At 73.2% G+C, this 19,615-nt stretch carries 19 protein-coding genes; 8 read left to right on the top strand and 11 right to left on the bottom strand.

The window, feature by feature from the left end:
• Positions 1-208: 208 nt before the first annotated feature.
• From MTQ01_RS15780 to MTQ01_RS15770, 3 genes are read left to right on the top strand one after another with little or no spacing between them, the layout of a single operon-like run.
• Positions 209-1,963: a sugar ABC transporter ATP-binding protein gene (locus tag MTQ01_RS15780; protein ID WP_374207772.1), complete on the top strand. Its 1,755-nt coding sequence runs from the start codon at positions 209-211 to the stop codon at positions 1,961-1,963.
• On the top strand, positions 1,960-2,955 hold the full coding sequence (locus MTQ01_RS15775; protein WP_374207761.1) for an ABC transporter permease: 996 nt from the start codon (positions 1,960-1,962) through the stop codon (positions 2,953-2,955). The genes MTQ01_RS15780 and MTQ01_RS15775 overlap by 4 nt, the downstream gene beginning before the upstream one ends.
• Positions 2,952-4,034, top strand: coding sequence for an ABC transporter permease (locus MTQ01_RS15770; RefSeq protein WP_247490900.1), 1,083 nt, complete (start codon positions 2,952-2,954; stop codon positions 4,032-4,034). The genes MTQ01_RS15775 and MTQ01_RS15770 overlap by 4 nt, the downstream gene beginning before the upstream one ends.
• Before the next feature lie 205 nt (positions 4,035-4,239).
• Here the strand turns inward: MTQ01_RS15770 and MTQ01_RS15765 are convergent, their stop codons facing one another.
• From MTQ01_RS15765 to MTQ01_RS15750, 4 genes are all read right to left on the bottom strand, one after another.
• Positions 4,240-5,127, bottom strand: coding sequence for a glutamate ABC transporter substrate-binding protein (locus MTQ01_RS15765; RefSeq protein ID WP_247490899.1), 888 nt, complete (start codon positions 5,125-5,127; stop codon positions 4,240-4,242).
• Positions 5,128-5,460: 333 nt separating this feature from the next.
• Positions 5,461-5,691 (bottom strand): DUF6480 family protein, encoded by a 231-nt coding sequence (locus tag MTQ01_RS15760; protein ID WP_247490897.1) that lies wholly within the window; start codon positions 5,689-5,691, stop codon positions 5,461-5,463.
• A 21-nt stretch (positions 5,692-5,712) separates the two neighbouring features.
• Positions 5,713-6,039: a plasmid stabilization protein gene (locus MTQ01_RS15755; protein ID WP_247490895.1), complete on the bottom strand. Its 327-nt coding sequence runs from the start codon at positions 6,037-6,039 to the stop codon at positions 5,713-5,715.
• A 160-nt stretch (positions 6,040-6,199) separates the two neighbouring features.
• Positions 6,200-6,547 (bottom strand): hypothetical protein, encoded by a 348-nt coding sequence (locus MTQ01_RS15750; protein ID WP_247490893.1) that lies wholly within the window; start codon positions 6,545-6,547, stop codon positions 6,200-6,202.
• 239 nt (positions 6,548-6,786) lie between these two features.
• On the opposite strand from MTQ01_RS15750, the gene MTQ01_RS15745 reads away from it, so the two are divergent.
• Positions 6,787-7,482 (top strand): endonuclease, encoded by a 696-nt coding sequence (locus MTQ01_RS15745; RefSeq protein ID WP_247490891.1) that lies wholly within the window; start codon positions 6,787-6,789, stop codon positions 7,480-7,482.
• A 101-nt stretch (positions 7,483-7,583) separates the two neighbouring features.
• On the opposite strand, the gene ligD is transcribed toward MTQ01_RS15745, so the two are convergent.
• From ligD to MTQ01_RS15725, 4 genes are all read right to left on the bottom strand, one after another.
• Entirely contained in the window at positions 7,584-8,711 is a 1,128-nt protein-coding gene (gene ligD / locus MTQ01_RS15740; protein WP_374207759.1) for a non-homologous end-joining DNA ligase, read from the bottom strand.
• The gene (locus MTQ01_RS15735; RefSeq protein ID WP_247490889.1) at positions 8,704-9,387 is read right to left on the bottom strand and encodes a DNA polymerase ligase N-terminal domain-containing protein; all 684 of its coding nucleotides are present in this window, start codon (positions 9,385-9,387) and stop codon (positions 8,704-8,706) included. Before MTQ01_RS15735 ends, ligD begins: the two co-directional genes overlap by 8 nt.
• A 136-nt stretch (positions 9,388-9,523) precedes the next feature.
• Positions 9,524-10,540: a Ku protein gene (locus MTQ01_RS15730; protein ID WP_247490887.1), complete on the bottom strand. Its 1,017-nt coding sequence runs from the start codon at positions 10,538-10,540 to the stop codon at positions 9,524-9,526.
• A gap of 178 nt (positions 10,541-10,718) precedes the next feature.
• Entirely contained in the window at positions 10,719-12,092 is a 1,374-nt protein-coding gene (locus MTQ01_RS15725) for an aromatic acid exporter family protein (protein WP_247490885.1), read from the bottom strand.
• Between the two features lie 404 nt (positions 12,093-12,496).
• On the opposite strand from MTQ01_RS15725, the gene MTQ01_RS25175 reads away from it, so the two are divergent.
• The 3 genes from MTQ01_RS25175 to MTQ01_RS15710 all read left to right on the top strand — a co-directional run bounded on the left by MTQ01_RS25175 (position 12,497) and on the right by MTQ01_RS15710 (position 16,253).
• Positions 12,497-14,266: a SigB/SigF/SigG family RNA polymerase sigma factor gene (locus MTQ01_RS25175; RefSeq protein ID WP_308294404.1), complete on the top strand. Its 1,770-nt coding sequence runs from the start codon at positions 12,497-12,499 to the stop codon at positions 14,264-14,266.
• Between the two features lie 349 nt (positions 14,267-14,615).
• Positions 14,616-15,503: an SDR family oxidoreductase gene (locus MTQ01_RS15715; protein ID WP_247490883.1), complete on the top strand. Its 888-nt coding sequence runs from the start codon at positions 14,616-14,618 to the stop codon at positions 15,501-15,503.
• A 168-nt stretch (positions 15,504-15,671) separates the two neighbouring features.
• Positions 15,672-16,253 (top strand): hypothetical protein, encoded by a 582-nt coding sequence (locus MTQ01_RS15710; protein WP_247490882.1) that lies wholly within the window; start codon positions 15,672-15,674, stop codon positions 16,251-16,253.
• Between the two features lie 65 nt (positions 16,254-16,318).
• Here the strand turns inward: MTQ01_RS15710 and MTQ01_RS15705 are convergent, their stop codons facing one another.
• Together MTQ01_RS15705 and MTQ01_RS15700 are read right to left on the bottom strand one after the other, a co-directional pair.
• Complete coding sequence (locus MTQ01_RS15705; protein WP_247490880.1) at positions 16,319-16,669, bottom strand: hypothetical protein; 351 nt, start codon at positions 16,667-16,669, stop codon at positions 16,319-16,321.
• A gap of 115 nt (positions 16,670-16,784) precedes the next feature.
• Complete coding sequence (locus MTQ01_RS15700) at positions 16,785-17,180, bottom strand: DUF2795 domain-containing protein (RefSeq protein ID WP_247490878.1); 396 nt, start codon at positions 17,178-17,180, stop codon at positions 16,785-16,787.
• A gap of 241 nt (positions 17,181-17,421) precedes the next feature.
• Here MTQ01_RS15700 and MTQ01_RS15695 point away from each other — a divergent pair, with 241 nt between their 5' ends.
• Positions 17,422-18,024 carry a TetR family transcriptional regulator gene (locus MTQ01_RS15695; RefSeq protein ID WP_247490876.1) on the top strand — a complete coding sequence of 201 codons (603 nt, stop codon included), beginning with the start codon at positions 17,422-17,424 and terminating at the stop codon, positions 18,022-18,024.
• Between the two features lie 455 nt (positions 18,025-18,479).
• Here MTQ01_RS15695 and MTQ01_RS15690 read toward each other — a convergent pair whose 3' ends face one another.
• Positions 18,480-19,520 carry an SMP-30/gluconolactonase/LRE family protein gene (locus MTQ01_RS15690; protein ID WP_247490874.1) on the bottom strand — a complete coding sequence of 347 codons (1,041 nt, stop codon included), beginning with the start codon at positions 19,518-19,520 and terminating at the stop codon, positions 18,480-18,482.
• Positions 19,521-19,615 lie beyond the last annotated feature (95 nt).

Here is a 19,615-nt window from a genome sequence, read left to right as displayed (position 1 = left end):
GGCCGGTTGAGCCGGACCGGCCGCAGACGAGACGTACGGAAGGCGTGCCGTGACCGATCCCGCCCCCGACGCGGAACCGCGGAAGCCCGCGCCGCCGTCCGAGGCTCCGAGCCCGGGCCCGCGAACCCCCGAGCCGCACCCCCGATCCACCGAGCCGGGCCGGGCGTCCCCCGGGCCGGGCTCGGTGCTGCCCGAGTCGGACACCGGCGTGCTCGCGGTGCGCGGACTCACCAAGCGCTTTCCCGGTGTACTCGCCCTGGACGACGTGGACTTCACCCTCCGGCCCGGCGAGGTGCACGCGCTCATCGGGGAGAACGGCGCCGGCAAGTCCACCCTGATCAAGGTGCTCACCGGTGTGTACCGCCCCGACGAGGGCGAGCTGCTGCACCACGGGGAGCCGGCCGCCTTCGCCACCCCGCTGGCGGCGCAGGGCGCGGGCATCTCCACGATCTACCAGGAGGTCAACCTCGTCCCGCTGATGAGCGTGGCCCGCAACCTCCACCTCGGCCGGGAACCGCTCAACCGCTTCCGCCTGATCGACTTCACCCGGATGCACCGCGAGGCCGCCGAGACCCTCCGCGAGTACGGCGTGCACGCCGACGTGCGGCGCCCGCTGCGCGAACTGGGCGTCGGCGCCCAGCAGATGGTGGCGCTGGCACGCGCGGTCTCGGTCGACGCCCGCGTCGTGGTGATGGACGAGCCGACCTCCTCGCTGGAACCGCGCGAGGTGGAGACGCTCTTCGGCGTCATCCGCCGGCTGCGCGCCGCCGGGGTGGCCGTGCTGTACGTCAGCCACCGGCTGGACGAGCTGTACGCGGTCTGCGACCGGGCCACCGTCCTGCGCGACGGCCGCCGGGTGCACACCGGGCCGATCGCCGAACTGGAGCGGCTGGAACTCGTCTCGCTGATGCTCGGCCGTGAACTCGGCGAGGTGCGCGCCGAGGGCGCCACCAAGTTCGGCGGCGACCACAGCACGGAGCTCGAACCGGTGCTGGACGCGGCGGAGTTGACGGTGCCGCACAAGCTGCACGGGGTCTCCCTCTCGGTGCGGCCCGGCGAGGTCGTCGGCCTCGGCGGACTGCTGGGCTCGGGCCGCACCGAAACGGTCAAGGCCGTCGCGGGCGCGCTCCCCCTCGCCTCCGGACGCGTCACCGTCGCCGGCCGGCCGCTGCGCACCGGCTCGACCGCCGCCGCGATCGGCGCGGGCATCTCGCTGCTGCCGGAGGACCGCAAGTCCGAGGGGATCTGGCCCGGCCTGTCGGTGCGCGAGAACATCGCACTGGCGATCCTCCCCCGGCTCTCCCGCGCGGGGCTGGTCTCCGAATCGCGCATCGACGCCATCGTCGACACCTTCACCCGGCGGCTGCGCATCAAGGCGTCCTCGCCGCGTCAGCCGGTCGGCGAACTCTCCGGCGGCAACCAGCAGAAGGTGCTGCTCGCCCGCTGGCTCGCCGCGGAGCCCAGGGTGCTGCTGCTCGACGAGCCCACCCGCGGAATCGACGTCGGCGCCAAGGCCGAGGTGCAGAAGCTGATCGACGAACTCGCCGAGGACGGCCTCGGTGTGGTGCTGATCTCCTCCGATCTGGAGGAGCTGATCGAGGGTTCGGACCGCGTGGTGGTACTGCGCGACGGCGCGGTCGTGGAGGAACTGGCCGGCGACGACGTCTCCGAGGACCGGCTGATGCGGGCCATCGCCTCCGCCGCCGAGGAAGCCGAGCAGGCCGACGAAGCCGAGGAAGCCGAGGAAGCCGAGGAAGCCGACCGGCGGGAGACGGCAGCCGGGGCGGACCCCGGCCCGACGGACGGACCCGTGACGTCCGACGGGCCCGTGACGTCCGGCGGACCAGCCGGGTCCACCGCACCCGCCGAGCACGGCGAACCCGCCGCCGACACACGGAAATCGGGCCCGGCACCGACCGATGACCCGGGCCGGAAGACCGCACGAGAGGGTGGTCAGTCTTGACGACCAGTACGGCAGAGCAGGCGCCCCCGGGGCGGGGCGCCGGACCTCGGCCCTCTCTCCCGCAGCGCGCCGCCGTCACCGCCTGGCTCCAGACGTACGGGGTCTACGCGGGCGTCGCGGTGCTGCTGATCTTCAACATCGCCTTCACTGACCACTTCCTGTCCGCGGAGAACTTCCGCACCCAGGCCGTGCAGGTCGCGCCCATCCTCATTGTGGCGCTGGGCATGGCGCTGGCGATCGGCACCGAGGGCATCGACCTCTCGGTGGGCTCGGTGATGGCTCTCTCCACCTCGCTGATCGCGCTCTACCTCGGCTACGGGCCGTGGCTGGCGCTGCTGGTGGCGATCGTCGGCGGCGTGGCGGTCGGTGTGCTGAACGGCTCGCTCGTCGCCTTCATCGGGGTCCAACCCATCGTCGCCACGCTGGCGTTGATGGTCGGCGCCAAGGGCCTGGCACTCGTCCTGCTGCCGCAGCTGCGGGACGTGCGGGACGAGGGCATGCTCTCGCTGGGCTCCGGAGACCTGCTGGGCATCCCCTATCCGGCGCTGATCGCGCTGGCTCTGGTGCTGGTGGTCGGCTTCACGGTGCGGCGCACCACCTTCGGGCGGCAGCTGCTGGCGATCGGCGACAGCCGTCCCGCCGCCGAGCTGGCCGGACTTCCGGTGCGGCGGGTACTGATCTGCGTCTACGTCTGCTCCGGCGTGCTGGCCGCGATCGCCGGTTTCCTCGCCACCGCGCGACTGGGAGCCTCCGATCCGACCGCTCTCGGCAATCTGATGGAGCTGTCCGCCATCACCGCCGTGGTCGTCGGCGGTACGTCGCTGGCCGGTGGGCGGGTGCGGATCGCCGGGACGGTCGCCGGCGCCGTACTGATCCAGCTGCTGACCGCGACGCTGATCAAACACGATCTGCCGCCGTCCTGGACACAGATGGCTCAGGCCGCCGTCATCGTGCTCGCGGTCTACGCGGCGCGGGAGAGGGGAAAGCGGTGAACACGGGCAACTCGCTCTTCTCGCGCGGAGGTTCGGGCACCACGGTGGCCGAACCGGCACCCGGTCGCAGCGGACAGGGGCCTGGCCGCGACCGGTCGCCGGGCTCCGCCCGGCCGAAGGCGCGACGCAACGAGCAGCTGAGCGCCTTCGCCCAGCGGCACGGCGCCCTGGTCGCGCTGGTGCTGACGGTGGCGGTCGCCTCGCTGACCTTCGAGACCTTCGCGACCGGCGCCAACCTGGAGAACGTGGCGCTCTCCTCGGCGTTCCTGGCGATCGTGGCGCTGGGCATGACGTTCGTGATCATCAGCGGCGGCATCGATCTGTCGGTCGGCTCGGTCTTCGCGCTGGGCGGGGTGCTCGCGGCCTGGGGCTCCCAACACGGCTTCCTCGTCGCGCTGTTGCTGCCGCTGCTGGTGTGCGGCGGTTTCGGTCTGGTCAACGGGCTGCTGATCGCCCGCACCAGGCTCGCGCCGTTCATCGTCACCCTCGCCTCGATGCTCGGCGCCCGCGGGCTGATGCTGAACATCACCGACGAGGGCAACGAGACCTACCTCGTCGCCGAGGGCTCCTTCCTCGGCGAACTGGGCCGCGGCTCGCTGCTGGGCATCGCGCTCCCAATCTGGATCACCGTCGCGCTCTTCGCCGTCGGCGGACTGGCGCTGCGCCGCAGCCGGTTCGGCCAGCACGTCTACGCGGTCGGCGGCAACGAGGACGCGGCGTCCCTGATGGGTGCCCCCGTCGTCCGCACCAAGATCACCGTCTATGTGCTCTCCGGGCTCCTCGCCGGGCTGGCCGGTGCGCTCAACGCGGGCTGGCTGACCTCCGGCATCACCATCCTCGGCCAGGGCATGGAGCTGGAGGCGATCTCCGCCGTGGTCATCGGGGGCACCCTGCTGACCGGCGGACTCGGCTTCGTCAGCGGCTCGTTGGTGGGCGTGCTGCTGCTGAAGGTCATCCAGAACATCATCAACCAGATCGGCTCGCTGGAAGCCGCCTACCAACAGGTCGTCAGCGGTGCGTTCCTGATCGTGGTGGTGGTCGTGCAGACCTGGCTCGCCCGGCGCAGACGCGTCATGTAGCGCCGTCCGGGCGGGAAACGGCCGGGCGGCACGGAAGCGGCACGGCACGGGAGCGGCGCGGAAGCGGCACGGCACGGGAGCGGCGCGGAAGCGGCACGGCACGGGAGCGGCGCGGAAGCGGCACGGTCCGGCAGGAGCGGCACGGCCCGCGCCTCCGGCTCGGGGCACGGGGCACGGGGCGCGGGTGTCCGTACGCGGCCGGGGGCTACCGGCCGGCTGCCTCGGGGCAGGGTTCGACCTCGGGCTCCGGGGTGCCGCCGGTGGACTTCCACAGCGTCCGCGAGAGCGCCTGGGCCCAACTGCCGTCCCGGTGCGTGCGCTTGATGGCGTGCGTGAGGAACTCGCACATGGCGGAGTCGCCGCGCTTGTAGCCGACGCCGTAGTTCTCCTCGGAGAACGGTTCGCCCACGACCTCCAGCTCCTCCGGCCGGTCGGCGGCGTAGCCGAGCAGGATCGCGCCGTCGGTGGTGACCGCGTCGACCTCCTTCTCCAGCAGCTGGTTCACACACTGTCCGTACGTGCTCGCCGGGCTCGACTCCGCACCGTACTTCTTCTCCAGCATCGCGAGGGAGGTGCTGCCGCTGGCGGCGCAGATGCTCTTGCCCTCGATGTCCTCGGGGCCGTCGATGTCGCCCTCGCCCTTGCGCACCAGCAGCTGCTGTCCGGTCGCGTAGTAGGGCCCCGCCATGCCGACCTGCTTCAACCGGTCCTCGGTGATCGAGTACGAGGCGACGATCAGGTCGACCCGGCCCTCCTTCAGCATCGACTCGCGGTCCTTGGACTGCGCCTCGACCCAGGTGATCTCGCTCGGTGCGATCCCCAGCCGGCCCGCGAGGATCTTGGCGATCTCCACGTCGAAGCCCTCGGGCGCCTTGTCCTCGGACTCGCGGAAGCCCACGTTCGGCTGGTCGTACTTGACCCCGATGCGGACCGTGCCCTTGTCCTTGAGGTCGGCCATGGTCGAACCTGCGGGGAAACTGGCGTCGGTGTCGACCTGGATCGACTTGTCCTTGGACTCCGAGTCGTCACCACAGCCCGCCGCCAGCAGGGCGAGAAGAGCCCCGACCACGGCTATCCGGGTACGCACTGCCATTGCCAGCTCCAGGTGATCCACTCAGGGGTGCGGCCCAGCCATCACCCGGGTCGCCGAACTTTATCCGGATACCTCCGCCGCTCGTCCACCCCTCGTGGTGCGGTACACACGTCTCGGCACTCATTCGTGAGCGCGTCGTGATCTCCCCGTCCCCGAGGAGTGTCCTGCCCGTCATCCGGATCTGCCCACCGGTCCCTCCCCTGTGCGGAGTTGGATCATGCCTCGCCGGCGGGAACCGCTCGCGCCCCGCCGCGGGCACAACCGTCGCCGCCACCACCGCGGGAACGGTGGTGGCGGCGAACGGTTGCCGGGCGCTCGGCGGCGTCCGCCCGGTCAACGGGCGAGGAAGAACGCGTAGCCGAGGAAGAAGCCGGCGAACATCAGCGTGATCAGGACGATCGCGAACAGCGGCCCCTTCGCCCAGCCGTCGCGGCGCCGCTCCCACGGGCCCGCGCCCGAGGAGGTGCTGGCCTCCGCGGGCGGGGTCTCGCCGGGCGGCACGCCACCGCCCGGCTCCAGACCCGTGGAGCGGCGGGGGTCGGGGTCTGGGTTCTGCACCGGCATCCCCACCACCTGCTCCCGGACTCAGTGCCCCGTCGCCCTGCGGAGCTCTTCCTTGCTCATGGAGGACCGGCCCTTGACGTTCTGCCGCTGGGCGTCCGCGTACAGCTGGTTCTTGGTCGGGCCCTGCGGGCCGCTGTGCGAGTGCTCGCCGCCGCGCTCGTAGGCGGACTTGGGGTCCCGCAGGGAGGTGCGGGAGGCCCGTTCGGACTCGCCGGAACGGGCGCGCTGCTTGTTGACGGTACGAGCGGCGATCTCCTTGGCGCGCCCCTCGGAGGTCCCCCGCTTCTCGGCGCCCTCCTTGATGTGCTCGTACTGCCGTTCACGCTTCCTGTTGGAGCCTGCGGGCATGGTGTCCTCCTGTCGCGGCTCGTTCACTCGCGGTGGTCCCGACCGTCTCGCGACGGCGGTTCGGTGCGGCGGTGCGGCCCGTGGGCGCGGGGCGGCGGCCGTGACCCCCGGGCCACGGCCATGCGTCCGCCTTCCGCCTTCCGCCTGTCACGCCCCCGCGTCACGGGGTGTGGGGTCGTCCCCTGCCGTGACGGGGTCCGCCCATGCCGCGCTTGCCGGCGCTCTTGCCGTACCCCCGGACCTCGCCACCGAGGTCGTCGCCCCTGCGGGGGTCCTGGGTGTGGCGGGTGTCGGTCTGCGGGGTCGCTCCCGAACGGCGCGTCGTGTAGTCGTCATGACGGGACTGCCGCCCGCGACGCATCAGCCACGACAGCAGGCCGATCACGAGCGCCAGCACGACCAGGCCGGCGATCAGCCACGCCCAGTTCCCCGCCGACCAGCCGCCGTCGTCGTCCGCGAGGACGGCGAGAACTGTCGGGTCGGTGTGCAGATTCATCATCGAAGCCACTTTCCTCTCCGGTTTGGTCCGGTTTGGGCCCGAGGGAAGCCGAGTGCCCCGGTCCGGTGAGGTCTAACGGAGGAGGTTTCCCACTCCCGCGCTCGGCCGTGCGCGGGCACGCCGGGAAGGAAGCCGCGGCACCCGCCGGGTGTGGCACCCGGCCGCCCGGGTACCCGCGCGCTCCCGCACCGGGCCCGTGCCGCCCGCGAGCCGGACCCGCGATCCCCGCGCGCGAAGGAGTGAGAGAGATGAGCAGCGCCACCACCACCCGCGAGGAGACCGCACACGCACTGCTGCGGACGCACGGGCGGACGTACGCGTCCGAGGCCGGGATCCGGATGCGCGACACCCCCAAACCCCTCTACCAGCTGCTGGTCCTCACAAGTCTGCTCAGCGCCCCGATCAGGGCCGGGGTCGCGGTCGACGCGGCCCGTGCGCTGTACGACGCCGGCATGAGCACCCCGCACCGGATGCGGGAGGCGACCTGGCAGCAGCGGGTCGACGCGTTGGGCCGGGGCCACTACCGCCGCTACGACGAGAGCACCGCCACCACTCTCGGCACCGGTGCCGAGTTCGTCGGGGAACGCTGCGGCGGCGATCTGCGCCGGCTGCGCGAGGAGGCCGACGGCGACCGCGACCGGATGCGCCGTCTGCTCCGGGAGGCACCCGGCCTGGGACCCACCGGCGCCGACATCTTCCTGCGCGAAGTCCAGGGCGTCTGGCCGGAGTTCAGACCGCATCTGGACACCAAGGCGACACAGGGCGCCGAACGGCTCGGCCTGCCGAGCGATCCCGCCCACCTGGCGAAGCTGGTCGACGGCGAGGACCTGGCGCGGTTCGCCGCCGCGCTGGTGCGGGCCGCGCTGGACAGGTCCGTGGCCGACTCCGTCGAGGCCGCCCGGACCGCCCCGACCGCCTCGGGCAGCGGGCACGGCGGCGGCTGAGCGCCCGTCCGCGAAGCCGACCTGCGGGCTGGTCGGCGGTTGGGCGCCGGTCCCGGTCGCGGGCGGACGGTCGCGGGCAGACGTGGACGGACCGGCGGCCGTCAGGCGTGGGCCGGGCGCTCCCGTACGACGTCCCGCGCCTTCTTGTCCTGCCGCAGGCCCAGGAACCGGGGGTGGCGGAGCAGGCCGTCGCGGGTCCACTCGGTGAAGCCGATCTCGGCGACGAGCACGGGCTCCACCCAGTGCGCGCCGCGTTCGCGCAGCGGTGTCGCGAAGGGCGAGGTGGGCCGTGCGATGCGGTCGAGTCCCTCGCGGAGCAGCCGCAGGGTGGTGTGGTCGAAGCCGGTGCCGACCCGGCCCGCGTAACGCAGTTCGCCCTGCTCGTAGTAGCCGAGCAGCAGTGCGCCGAAGCCCGTGCGGGAGCCGGCGGGCTCGGTGAACCCGCCCACCACCAGCTCCTGGCCGACCGAGCACTTGAGCTTCAGCCACGCCGGTGAACGGCGGTGCTGGTAGCGGGAGTCGGCACGTTTGGCGACCAGTCCCTCCCAGCCTCGGGCACACGCCTCGTCGAGCAGTGGTTGGCCGCCCTCGTTGCGGTGCGGGGTGAAGCGGATCGGAGCGCCGAAGTCCAGCGCTCTGCGCAGCAGCGATTTGCGGGTCCGCAGCGGGAGGCGGGTGAGGTCCATCCCGTCCAGGCGCAGCAGATCGAAGACGTGGTAGGTGATCTCCACGCCGGTGGCCCGGGCCCTGCGGGCGTCGGTGATCTGCATCCGCCGCTGGAGCAGCGCGAAGTCCGTGCGGCCGGCGTCGTCGAAGGCGACGATCTCCCCGTCCACGGTGAACGCGTCGGCGTGCTGCCCGGCGAGCGCCTCGGCGACCTCCGGGTAGCTGCGGTCCACCGGACGGGCGGTGCGGGAGAACAGCCGCACCTCGCCGTCGTCACGCGTGGCCAGGGTGCGTACGCCGTCCAGCTTCCGCTCGAAGAGCCACTCGGGCCCGAAGGTGCGCCGCTCGCTGGGGGTGGCGAGCATCGGCCGGGAGGCGGAGGCCGACGGCCCGGAGGCGGGCACCAGCAGCGCCGCCTCCTCGGGCGCGAGCGTGGCCAGCAGGCTGCCGCGAGGCGCCTTCTCCCCTCCGGAGGGCGGGAGTTGGGCCGCTCGGCGGTCCGCGCTGCCGCCGCCTGGTCCACGGCGCGCGGCGCCCGGGCGACGGGACGCGTTCTCAGCCATCGCCGCGCTCCCCGTCGCCGTCTCGCGCCCCGGCGCCGTCCCGCGCCCCGGCGCCGTCGTGCGCCTCGTCGCCGTTGTCGTCGCGGGACACCTGGCGGAGGGTGCGTCCGGTGCGCACCGAGCGGGCGCGGCGGGGGTCGGGGGCGTCGCCGCCGTCGGCGCGGGCGTCCTTCTTCTTCACCAGCAGCCACGCATCGCGTTCGGCGGAGTCGTGGCCGCCGCGGAAGCGGGTGAGCGCGTACGCGCCGTGGAGCTTGGCGCCGTGCAGAACGAACGTGGCGTGGCCGCGGTCGAGCGCCTCGGGGAACGTACGGCCCCGGTCGCCGGTGCTGCCCGGCAGCGGTTCGTAGGTGCCCTCGTCCCAGACGATGACCGGCCCGGCACCGTACTCGCCCGCGGCGATCACGCCCTCGAAGTGCCGGTACTCCATGGGGTGGTCCTCGGTCGGCATCGCCAGCCGCTTCTCCCGCACGTCGGCGGAGGGCCCTCGCGGCACCGCCCACGACCGCAGCACGCCCTCGACCTCCAGTCGGAAGTCGAAGTGCATCCGGCGGGCGTCGTGGATCTGCACCACGAAGACGGGCCGGTCGCCGCCGTCGGACGCCTCTCCGCGCGGTTCGCGGGTACGGCCGAAGCGGCGCTTGGCGCGGTACGTCGAGAGCCGGTCGTCGTCCACCTCTGCCGCCTTTCTGTCGTGGCCGGGAACGCGGGGATTACGAGCGGGACGCGGGAAGTACGAGCGGGCGGGTTGCGGAGTGCGTGTCGGGGCGGGGTTGCGGGCGGGTGCGGGTGACGGCGTCCGGGAGAGTGGGTCAGGAGGCTTTCGCGCGGGGCCGGCCGTCGTCCTCGGTGAGCGCGGCGAGCAGCTGGTCGCGGGTCATCCGCGAGCGGCCCCGCACGCCGGCTTCGGTGGCACGTTCGTAGAGCTGGTCCTTGGTGAGTCCTTCGAGCGGGCCGGCAGCAGTGTCGCCGCCGGTCTGCTGTTTCGCATCGGACCCGGCCCGCTTCGCGGTGCGTCGTCCGCGACGCGCACCCTTCTTGCCGCCGCGGCCCTCGGCGTCGTCCACGCTGGCCCGCAGCGCGTCCATCAGGTCGACGACGTTGGTCGACTCGGGCGCCTTCTCGGCCTTCGTCACCGTCTCACCGCGCTGTTTGGCCTCGACCAACCGTCGTACGGACTCCTGGAAGGTGTCCTCGTACTCCTCCGGGTCCCAGTCGACGGTGAGCGTCTCCACCAGCTGGAGCGCGGTGCGCAGTTCGCCCTTGCCGGGCTCGGTGCGGCCGGGCAGCTCCGGCACCTCGCGGCCGGGGTCGCGGACCTCGTCGGCCCAGTGGAGGGTGTGCAGGACGAGGATGCCGTCCTCCGCCTTCACCGCGACCAGGTACTCCTTGCCGCGCATCACGAAGGTGGCGATACCGGCCCGGTGCGACTCGGCGAGTGCGTCGCGGAGCAGGGCGTACACCTTCTGGTGCTCCTCGCCCTGCGGTCCGAGGTAGTAGGTGCGGTCGAAGTAGATCGGCTCGACCTGGTCGAGGTCCACGAAACCGCTGATCTCCAGTGCCCTGGAGCGGCCGGGGGCGATGTCGTCCAGTTCCTCGGGCTCGACGACGACGTACTGGTCGTCGCCGACGTCCAGCCCCTTGACGATGTCGTCGGGCCGGACCTCCTCGCCGGTGCGCTCGTTCACCCGGCGGTTGCGGACGCGGTCGCCGGTGCCGCGCTCCAGCTGGTGGAAGCGGATCGTGTGGCTCCGGGTCGCCGTGTAGAGCTTGACCGGGAGGCTGACCAGGCCGAAGGACAGCGCTCCCGTCCAGATCGGGCGGGCCATGGCACACCCCGTTCCTCGGAAGAGCGTCGGGCGGCGGCGTCGCGGGGACGCGTACCGCCTCTCTGCGGGAACCGTACGCGCGTGCGACGGGCGCTGCGACCGCTGCCTCCGGGCTGCCGCGGGACACGGCGTCCCGGAGGTGGGGCCCGCGTCCGGGCGATGGGGCCGGGCGGTGTGTCTATTCGGTGTCCAGTGCGCGCACCAGTCGGCGGGTGTCGGCGAGGAGCGGGCCGAGGATCTCCATCGCACCGACGTCCGGTACCGCCGTGAGGTCGATCCGGGTGGCGAGCCGGTCCAGCCCGGTGCGCGCGCGGTATACCCCGTCCGCCAGCTCGTGCTGCACCTCGCTCTCGGCTCCGGTCACGTAGTGCCCGTACGTCTCGATGGCCCCGGCGGCCTCCCGCAGGCAGAGGGCGCAGTCGTGGGCGAGCCAGTCGGGGATCGCGGGTTCGCCGACGGAGCGCTCGGCGCTCGCCTCCACGATCCGCGTCAACCCGCGTGTGGTGTCGGCGAGTTGGTCCACCGTGTGCACGACGTCGTGGGTGGTGTAGTCGGACGGCAGCAGCGGGGAGGTGCTGCGCCTGCGGACGTTGAGCCGCAGACTCTCCCGGTCCCACGCCAGCGCGGCCCGTACCGCCTCCACCCGGGCGGGCAGTTGGTCGGCCTCCCTGCGACGCGAGCGCGCCCGCTCCGCGTCGGCCCCCTCGGCGAGCGCGTCCGCCAGCTCGTCGAGCGTACGGGCGACGGTGTCGGTGGCGTCCCTGACCGCAGCCCGCGCATCGCGCAGATAGCGCGGGGGCCGCACCAGCGCGTTGACCGCGATACCGACCAGCGCCCCGATCACGGCCGCGCCCACCCGCTCGGCACTGATCTGGAGCGTGACCGGGCTGCCGACCAGCGCGAAGATGGTCGACGTCGCCACCGTGATGCCCTGCGCCCCGAACTGCCGCAGATTCCCCAGCAGCAGCGCCGCCGGCAGCACCAGCAGCAGCGCGGCCACCTGGCTGCCCAGGACGAGCGCGGTGCCGGTCGCCAGGACCGTACCGATCACGATCGCCACCGTCTGCCGCAGTCCCTGCGACAGCGACTGGTAGACGGTCGACTGGACGAGGACCACGGCGACCCAGGGGCCCATCAGGCTCAGGCTGTCGGTGAACAGCCAACTGGCGAGCACCCAGGCGATCAGCGCGGCGAGGGCGCTCTTGAGGGACTGCGCCGCCAGATCGCGTTCCCGGCCGGGCCGGCGCACCGCCCGTACGGCCGCGGCCCACGCCAGGCCCACGTCCTGGCGCACCGTCCACCAGGCGGTGCGCACCACGCCGGGCGCGGATTCGCCGCGTTCCCGGCGGTTCGGCCGAAGGTCGCTCGGCTCGTGCTGGTGCCCGCGCGGCTCGTGGTCGCGCAGCTCGTGGTCGCGCGGCTCGTGGTCGCGCGGCTCGTGGTCGCGCGGCTCGTGGTGGCGCGGCTCGCAGTCGCGCGGCTCGTGCCTGTGCGGCTCGTGCTTGCGCGGCTCGCGGTCTCCCGAGCTGCCCGAAGTGCCGTCCGACGGCATCTGACCTCCTGTTTCCCGCCCTGTCTCCCGTACGCCTCGCGGATCGCGACGATAGCGGGGACGCTGGTCGGAGAACGAATTCCGGTTCCGGGCCGTGCCCGGTGCGGGAACCCGCGGCAGGCGATACGTATCCGATTCCGGTTCGTCGCAGCGGTAGGCACGGGGAACGGGCGCCCGGGACAGGGGCCCGCAGCGGGTTTCCGCCGGGCGCACCCGGCAACGCGAACCATGTGGGTCGGCCCTCCCGAACCGGGCGGCCACCGACCCGCACCGGGACCGCAACCCTCGGAGCACCCGAGCGAGAGGAGCGCCAGTCGCCACAGAACGCGAAACCGCACGTTTCGCGGGACAACCGACACGGCGCCGCCCGACCGACCTCGGACACCCTTGGTGAGTGATCAACTGTGAACGCACAGCGCACCCAGACCGCACGCAGGCCACACCCCGACCGGCCCGACACCGAGGCCGACCTCGACCTGCTGGCCGTCCTCCCCCAGGGCGCGGAACGCGCCCGCGCCGAGGACCGCGTCATCCGCGCGTGGCTGCCCATGGCCAAACGGCTCGCCCACCGCTACCGCGAACGCGGTGAGGACCTCGAAGACCTGGAGCAGGTCGCCTCGCTCGGCCTCATCAAGGCAGTCCAGCGCTTCGACCCCGGCCTCGGCAACGCCTTCGAGAGCTACGCCGTGCCCGTCATCACCGGCGAGATCAAACGCCACTTCCGCGACCACGCCTGGGATCTCCATGTGCCGCGCCGCGTCCAGGAGTTGCGCAACACCGTGCGCACCGCCGTCCGACAACTGGAGGCCGATCCGCGGTCGGGCACACCGACCCCCGAACGGATCGCCCGCCATCTCGGCATCGAGCAGTCCGAGGTGGAACGCGGGCTGGAGGCGATGGAGAGCTTCCGCTCGCTCTCCCTGGACGCCGGCTCCGACGCCGAGCACACCGACCGCCGGCCGCTCGCCGACACCCTCAGCATCACCGAGCCCGGCTACGAACTGGTCGTCGAACGCGAAGCGGTGACCCCCGCGCTCCGCCGACTCTCCGAGCGCGAACGGCACATCCTCTATCTCCGCTTCTACCGCGAGATGGCACAGAGCCACATCGCGCGCGAACTCGGCGTCTCCCAGATGCACATCTCCCGCAGCCTGCGCAGCATCTGCACCCGGGTGCGCCGCGACGCCGGACTCCCCGAACCCGGCCAAACGGCCCCAGCCGCCTCTGAACCTCCCGCGTCCGCCGACTCCGCCACCGAACCCGCCGGCACCGGGCCCACTTCGGCGCCGCGCAAGGCACGGCCCGTGGCGGCCAGGCCCGTGGCGAACGTTGCCGCGTCGACCGGTTCCGCGTCGACCGGGCCGGCGTCGGCGGAATCATCGGCGGTCCCGGCCGGGGCAGCCGGCGCTCGCGGGGGCGACGCACGAGCCGACGCGCGGTCCAGCGAACGGGCCGGCGCGCAAGGCTCCGCTGCTCGCGTGTACGCGGACGCCGGCACGGACACTGCCGGCGCTCGCACTGTCGGCGCTCGTGGGGCCGTCAACTCACCGCGGGACAAGCCGAGTTGCCGCTTCGACCGCCGCACGCCACCACAGTCGGCAAACGCCGCCGAGGCCGGTGTGCGCGCCGGTGCCCGTACGCAGCGCGGAGGCCAACTGCCGCCGGCGGTACGCCGGAAGCCGACGCCACCGGGGCAACTCGGTTACGCGGCCGCGGAGTTCCGACGCCGCGCACCACGTGCCGCGCGGGCGGTCGAGGGACCGCGCCCGGCCGGGCGCGGCACAGCGGGACAGAGCGGTGCCGACGGAACGTTCGCACCGCCGGGAAGCGGCGCGGCGGACTCGGCACCCGAACGCGGCGGCTGCCCGACCGGGTCGGCGCAACGCCTGCGGCCGCCACCGGTCGCACTCCAGCCGTACCGCCTCCGTCGCCGTACGAACGTCGGCCCCGGCTCCGACAGCAGACCGGTCGCCGTACGCGAGGCCGCGGCGCTGGTGCTCAGCCGACGCATCGGCGCGTATCTGCGCACCCACGGGCGCACCCGGCCGCCCGTCTCCACGTCCGGCAGTCCGCCGTACGACGCCGGACCGCCCGAAGCCCGGCCGCCGGGACGACGCACGACACGACGCTCCCGGCAGGCCCGTACGCTTCCGCGGCGCACCGCAGCTCCCTGATCCACCGTGCAGCTGCCCGTACCCCGCGCACGCCGAGAGCCGTACGCATCGACGGACACGCGGCGGACCGGTCGAACCGACCAGCGGGGCAGGCGAGTTCAGCCGACCGGCCGGCGGGTCCGACCGGTGGGGCAGGCGAGCCGCCGGGCAACCGTCGCCCGCTGGTGCACCTGCCCGCCCGACCGCAAAGCACGCCGGGCGGTCGGCAGTTGAGCAGCCGGGAAGTCGGACCGGGCGGCGGACCACCGCGCCGCAGAACGCGCGGATCGGCCGGCCCGGGAGCTGCCGCGACAGACCGCGTCTCCGCCGATTCGCCCCAGCACGAGGCCCGTTCGCCAGGAGGAGAGAGATGTCGGACGACAACGCACCGAACGACCCGACCACCCTGCACCCGCGCCCGCCGTTCCCGGACCAGTCCGAGCCGTACCCCGGGCACACCGGGAACCTCTCGCCCCGTCCCGACCACGGGGAGCACAGCTACCGCGGCAGTGACCGGCTGCTCGATCGCAGGGCCCTGGTCACCGGCGGGGACTCCGGTATCGGCCGCGCCGTCGCGCTCGCCTTCGCCCGCGAGGGCGCCGATGTGGCGCTGACCTGCCTGCCGGAGGAGGAGGAAGAGGGACAGGAGGCAGCCGAGTTGGTGCGCGCAGCCGGCCGCACCGCGCTGGTGCTCACCGCGGATCTCAGGGAGGAGCAGGTCTGCCGCGAGGTGGTGGACCGCACCGTCGAGAAGCTGGGCGGACTCGACCTCCTGGTGAACAACGCCGCGTACCAGATGGCACAGCCGGGCGGGCTGGAGGACATCACCACCGAGCAGTTCGACCGGGTGATGAAGACCAACCTCTACGCGCTGTTCTGGATGTCGAAGTTCGCGCTGCCGCATCTGCCCGGGGGCGGCTCGATCATCAACACCGCCTCCGTACAGGGCTACAAGCCGAGCCCGCCGCTGCTGGACTACGCCACCACCAAGGGTGGGATCGTCACCTTCACCCAGGGCCTGGCCGCGATGGTCGCCGAGCGCGGAATCCGGGTCAACGCGGTGGCGCCGGGCCCGGTGTGGACGCCCCTGATCCCGGCGACGCTGCCGGAGACGGAGGAGTTCGGGGCCTCGACCCCGCTGGGCCGCGCCGCCCAACCGGCGGAGATGGCACCGGCGTACGTCTTCCTCGCCTCGTCGGAGGCGAGCTACGTCACCGCCGAGATCGTCAACGCCACCGGCGGCACCCCGCTGCCCTGACGGCCGCCCCCGCCGCCCTCCCCGTACGCCGAGGCACTTCGGGCCGGCGCGCTTCGGTCGCTCTTCGCTCGAAGTCGCGGCGGTGTACGGGGAGTTGGCGCTCCCCGTACGGGTGACACGGGCGTCCAGAGCTCGTCCCCGGAGAGCACACGGCCGCAGAATCGGCACATGATCGAACCGGTTTCGGCCGCGAGGGCCTTCGTGTCCCCGGCGAGCACAGGAGCCTTCCGATGGTGGGACGCCCGGCTACAGCGCAGCCGCGTGGTCCTCACCGCGCCGCGCGTCATCCCCCACCACACCTGCCCGGACGGGCCACACGCCACACTCGGCACCAGCACCGTCGGGAACTGGTCGAACGCCCCGCTCTTCGACGTCCGTCTGCGCCTGGAGGCCCGCCTCGACGAGCGCCGCCTCGCCAAAGGCTGCTTCAACGAGAAGTACCTCCGGCACCCGCTGGGCCCCGGCGAAACTTCGGTGGATGACTGGGGAGAGCGACGCGTCGGGCACGCCTCCTGCTGCGCCCCGCCGCTGCTGATGCCGAACGACGAGGGCGTCTTCGAGTTCTCGATGTGGCTTGAGTGGGCGGATCACCCGTCCGGGCCCCGTTGGCGGCTGGGACCGGACGGGACTGTCCGTCGCGCGCCCGGGCACGAGTGGCGACGGCGGGCGGGCCGGAGCGTCGTGGGCCCGCTCACCCGCTGGCGGCAGCGTCGCCGACAGGCTTCCCGGGACGCTCGGAGCACTGCCTGACCCGACCGCTGCCACCGCTGCCACCGCCGACCGGCGCGGCCCCACCGACGCGTCTCAGGTGCGTGCTACGCGCCGGGGCCCATCCGGTCGCCCCGGCCGGGCTGGTCGGGGGTGCCGTGCGGGGGCGCGTGACGCGGCGGAGCCTGGGTGGAGGGCGTCACCGGCGAACCGGCACGGCGTCGTTCGGGGCTGTCGCTGGGCGGGCCCTCCCCGCCGGGGCTCGGCTTGGCGCCGTGCGCCAGTTGCGACTGGCGCTCCTCCAGCAGGCGCAACACCGCCGGACGGGCCGCGTGCGTCCTCTCGTGGTCCTGGAGGGTGCGCAGCTGCTTCGCGTCCATGCTGCGGATGCGGTGTTCCATGCTGCCCAGCGGCTGCTGGTCCCAGGCACCCAGCGGCATCCGTTCGGAGTCGTTCATCTCCCTGCTCCCTTCGCGCCCGCACGGCCCGCACCCGCACCGCCCGCCGGTCCGCCGGCACTCCCCCGGCCGCGCCTGCGCAGACCGTGGAGGACGAGACGGACCAGCATGCGGATCAGCCGTCCCACTGTCGCTCCAGCGTGGTGACGACGTCCTGGACGTCGGTGTAACTCCGCCCCTCCGGCAGTTCCCGCGCCCTGGCGAGCAGCCGCTCGGGGGCCTCCGCGCCCCGCAGCCGGTCCACCAACTCGGACTGCTCCGCGGGGAATCCGTCCGGTGGCAGGTGCCGGGCGAGTTCGAGCCTCAGATCCGTGCCGGGGTCGGTGGAGATCCGGTCGGAACCGGCGCCGTGCACGGGGTCCTCGGCGAGTACGGGGTCGTCGTCGGCCGGGGGCTCGGCGTCGAGCGCCTCGTCGGCACGGGTCGGATGGCCCGAGCGCATGCGCCCCTCCACCTCCTGCTTGAGCTCGTCGTCGCGTAGGGCGCTGTGTTTGTCACTCTGTCGCTGCACGGGTTGCTCCCTGAGTCGGCGCCCCGGCGGGACGCGGCGGCCGTCCGGCCCGTACGAGCCGATCCGCGGGGGTCCGGTCGCGGCGGATCGGCTCGTACTGCCGGTCCGAGGACCGGGTTGACCTCCGGGGCCGCGACGAAACCGGTGTGAGGCGTCCGGCCCGTGCGCTCGCGGCCCGTCGTCCGGCGCCGGCGAGCGGGACCGGCACGAGGCGAAACGGGACCGGCGGTAACCTGCCCCGGTGACCGACCACACCGAGCACGCCGAGCACGCCGGGCCTGCGGTGCGGCGACCCGCGAATCCGGGACCGAAAGCCGCGGCCCGCAACAGGGCCGCGCTGGTCGCCGCCGCCCGGGAGCTCTTCGGCGAGCACGGCCTCCAGGCACCGCTGTCCGCCGTCGCCCGCCGGGCAGGGGTGGGCCAGGGCGTGCTCTACCGGCACTTCCCCGACCGGACGGCGCTGGTCGGCGCGGTGCTGGAGGAGAACGTGCGCCAGATCGAGCAGGCGTCCGAGGCCGAGGACGCGACGCTCCCCGGCCTGCTCGGCGTCGTGACCTGGCACCTCGCCGAGTCCGCCGCCTTCATCGGGCTGCTGCACACCGGCCGGGCCGAGGGCCCCGAGCTGCGGGCGTACTCCTCGCTGCTCTCCGGCCGGGTGCAGCGCAGCCTCGGCGCACATCTGCCGCCCGGACACCGGCTGGACGCGGCCGATCTGGAGCTGGCGGTCGCGATGGTCTCGGCAACCGTCGTCGGCCCGACCCGGGAGGAGCGGCAACGACGCGCGCTCGCGGCCTGGCGGCTGCTCGGCGTCGAGGTGGGACCGGTACGGCCCTTCGGACCGTGAGCGCCTCCGTGCCCCGACACCGCGGGTTTCGGAGCGCACCGCCCTTCCCGGCGCCGCAGCGCTCGGCGATGCGTGCTCGCCGAGGCGTCCGGCGTCCGGAACTCCGCGGAACTCCGCGGTCTGTGAACGGACTTGGGCGCCCGTACGCGCGTACCCCCCTTCGTCCGGCCCGAGTTCCGCCGCCGCTCCTCGAACTGCCGCTGCAACACGGACACTTCACGACACCGCACCCCTCGAACGCACGGGCTCCCGGCCCGCGCCCGTCGGCGTACGAACACCACGGCCACCCGACGGGCCCACGGTCCGCTCCCGTCAACCGGCGGACCACCGGGCCGAGTTGGCGCCGGACCCGACACCGGCACCGACACCGGCCAAGCACCGACACCGGATCCGACATCGACACCGACACCGCGTCCGGCACCGGCAACCGAACTCAGGCGCGAACGAGGGGGCGCTCAGCCGCCGTTGGACTGGCGGGTGCCTTCGGCGAGCGCGTCGAAGGTGTAGAGGTGTCCGCCGGCCGGGCCGCTCACCGTCATGTACGCCTTGGTCCCGCCGGGGGTGATGGCGACGTTGGTCGCCGACTCCAACCCCTTGGTCGCGCCGCGGAGTTCGACCGTCGCCAGCCGTTCGCCGGTCGGGGCGTAGACGGCCATCGCGGGTCGTCCGTGCAGGCCCTGGTAGAGGTTGCCGTCGGCGTCGACCGCGATTGAGTCGGTCTGGGCGATTCCGCCGTCCACCCGGATCGCGGTGTGCCGCGAGGTGACAGCGCCCTCGTCGTCCAGTCCGAGGTAGGAGATCCGGTTCTCGGTGAGCTCGCTGAACCACAGACCGCGGTAGTCGGCGTCGAAGGAGATCCCGTTGGGCGCGGCGAGGTCGCCGGCCAACACGTCCGCCTGCTCGCCGTCGCGGCTGATCCGCACCACGCGGCCCGTGGACTCGCCGTCGGTCAGGCCGCGCGAGTCGCTGATGTAGAGGTTGCCCTTCTCGTCGAAGGCGATGTCGTCGGGGTTCATCACCGCGCCTTCGACCTCGCCGGAGAAGAAGGTTCGCCGGTCGCTGCCGTCCGGCGCCAGGCTGACGATCTCGCCGTGGGCGAAGTCGCTGAGATAGAGCCGTCCGTCGTGGGGACTGAACTGCGCGGAGGTGTAGGCCGCCTGCCCCTCGGTGTGCAGCGGGCGGGACTTCTTCTTCTCGACGTCGACCGACATCACCTTGGGCTCGCCCTCGGGAGCGGTGACGTCGACGACGATCAGTCGGCCCCGCTCGTCGAAGACAGGCCCTTCGAGCAGGGTCATCCCCGTCTGCTCGTGCACCTCGGTCAGCTTCATGAACTTCTGCGCGCGCAGCGTGAGTTCCTTGCCCGCGGCGACGGGTGCGTCGGCTCGCGCGTCGGCCGTGCGCGCGTCGCTGGCGGTCTGTGTTCCGCACCCGGTGAGCAGCAGCGCGCTCACCGCGGTGAGCGCGGCCAGGGGTCGAATCGGGCTTCGTCGCATGGGAGTTGGCTCTCTGTGTGCGGTGCGGGGGCGGGGACGGTCCGCGCGCTCCCGACCGCCGCGGGACCGCCCGGGTTCGACGGCGCTCGACTGTG

Origin of the sequence: Streptomyces sp. XM4193 (assembly GCF_023072595.1) — a bacterium.
In the GTDB taxonomy this organism is placed as follows: domain Bacteria; phylum Actinomycetota; class Actinomycetes; order Streptomycetales; family Streptomycetaceae; genus Streptomyces.
This window is presented reverse-complemented; position numbering and strand designations above follow the sequence as displayed.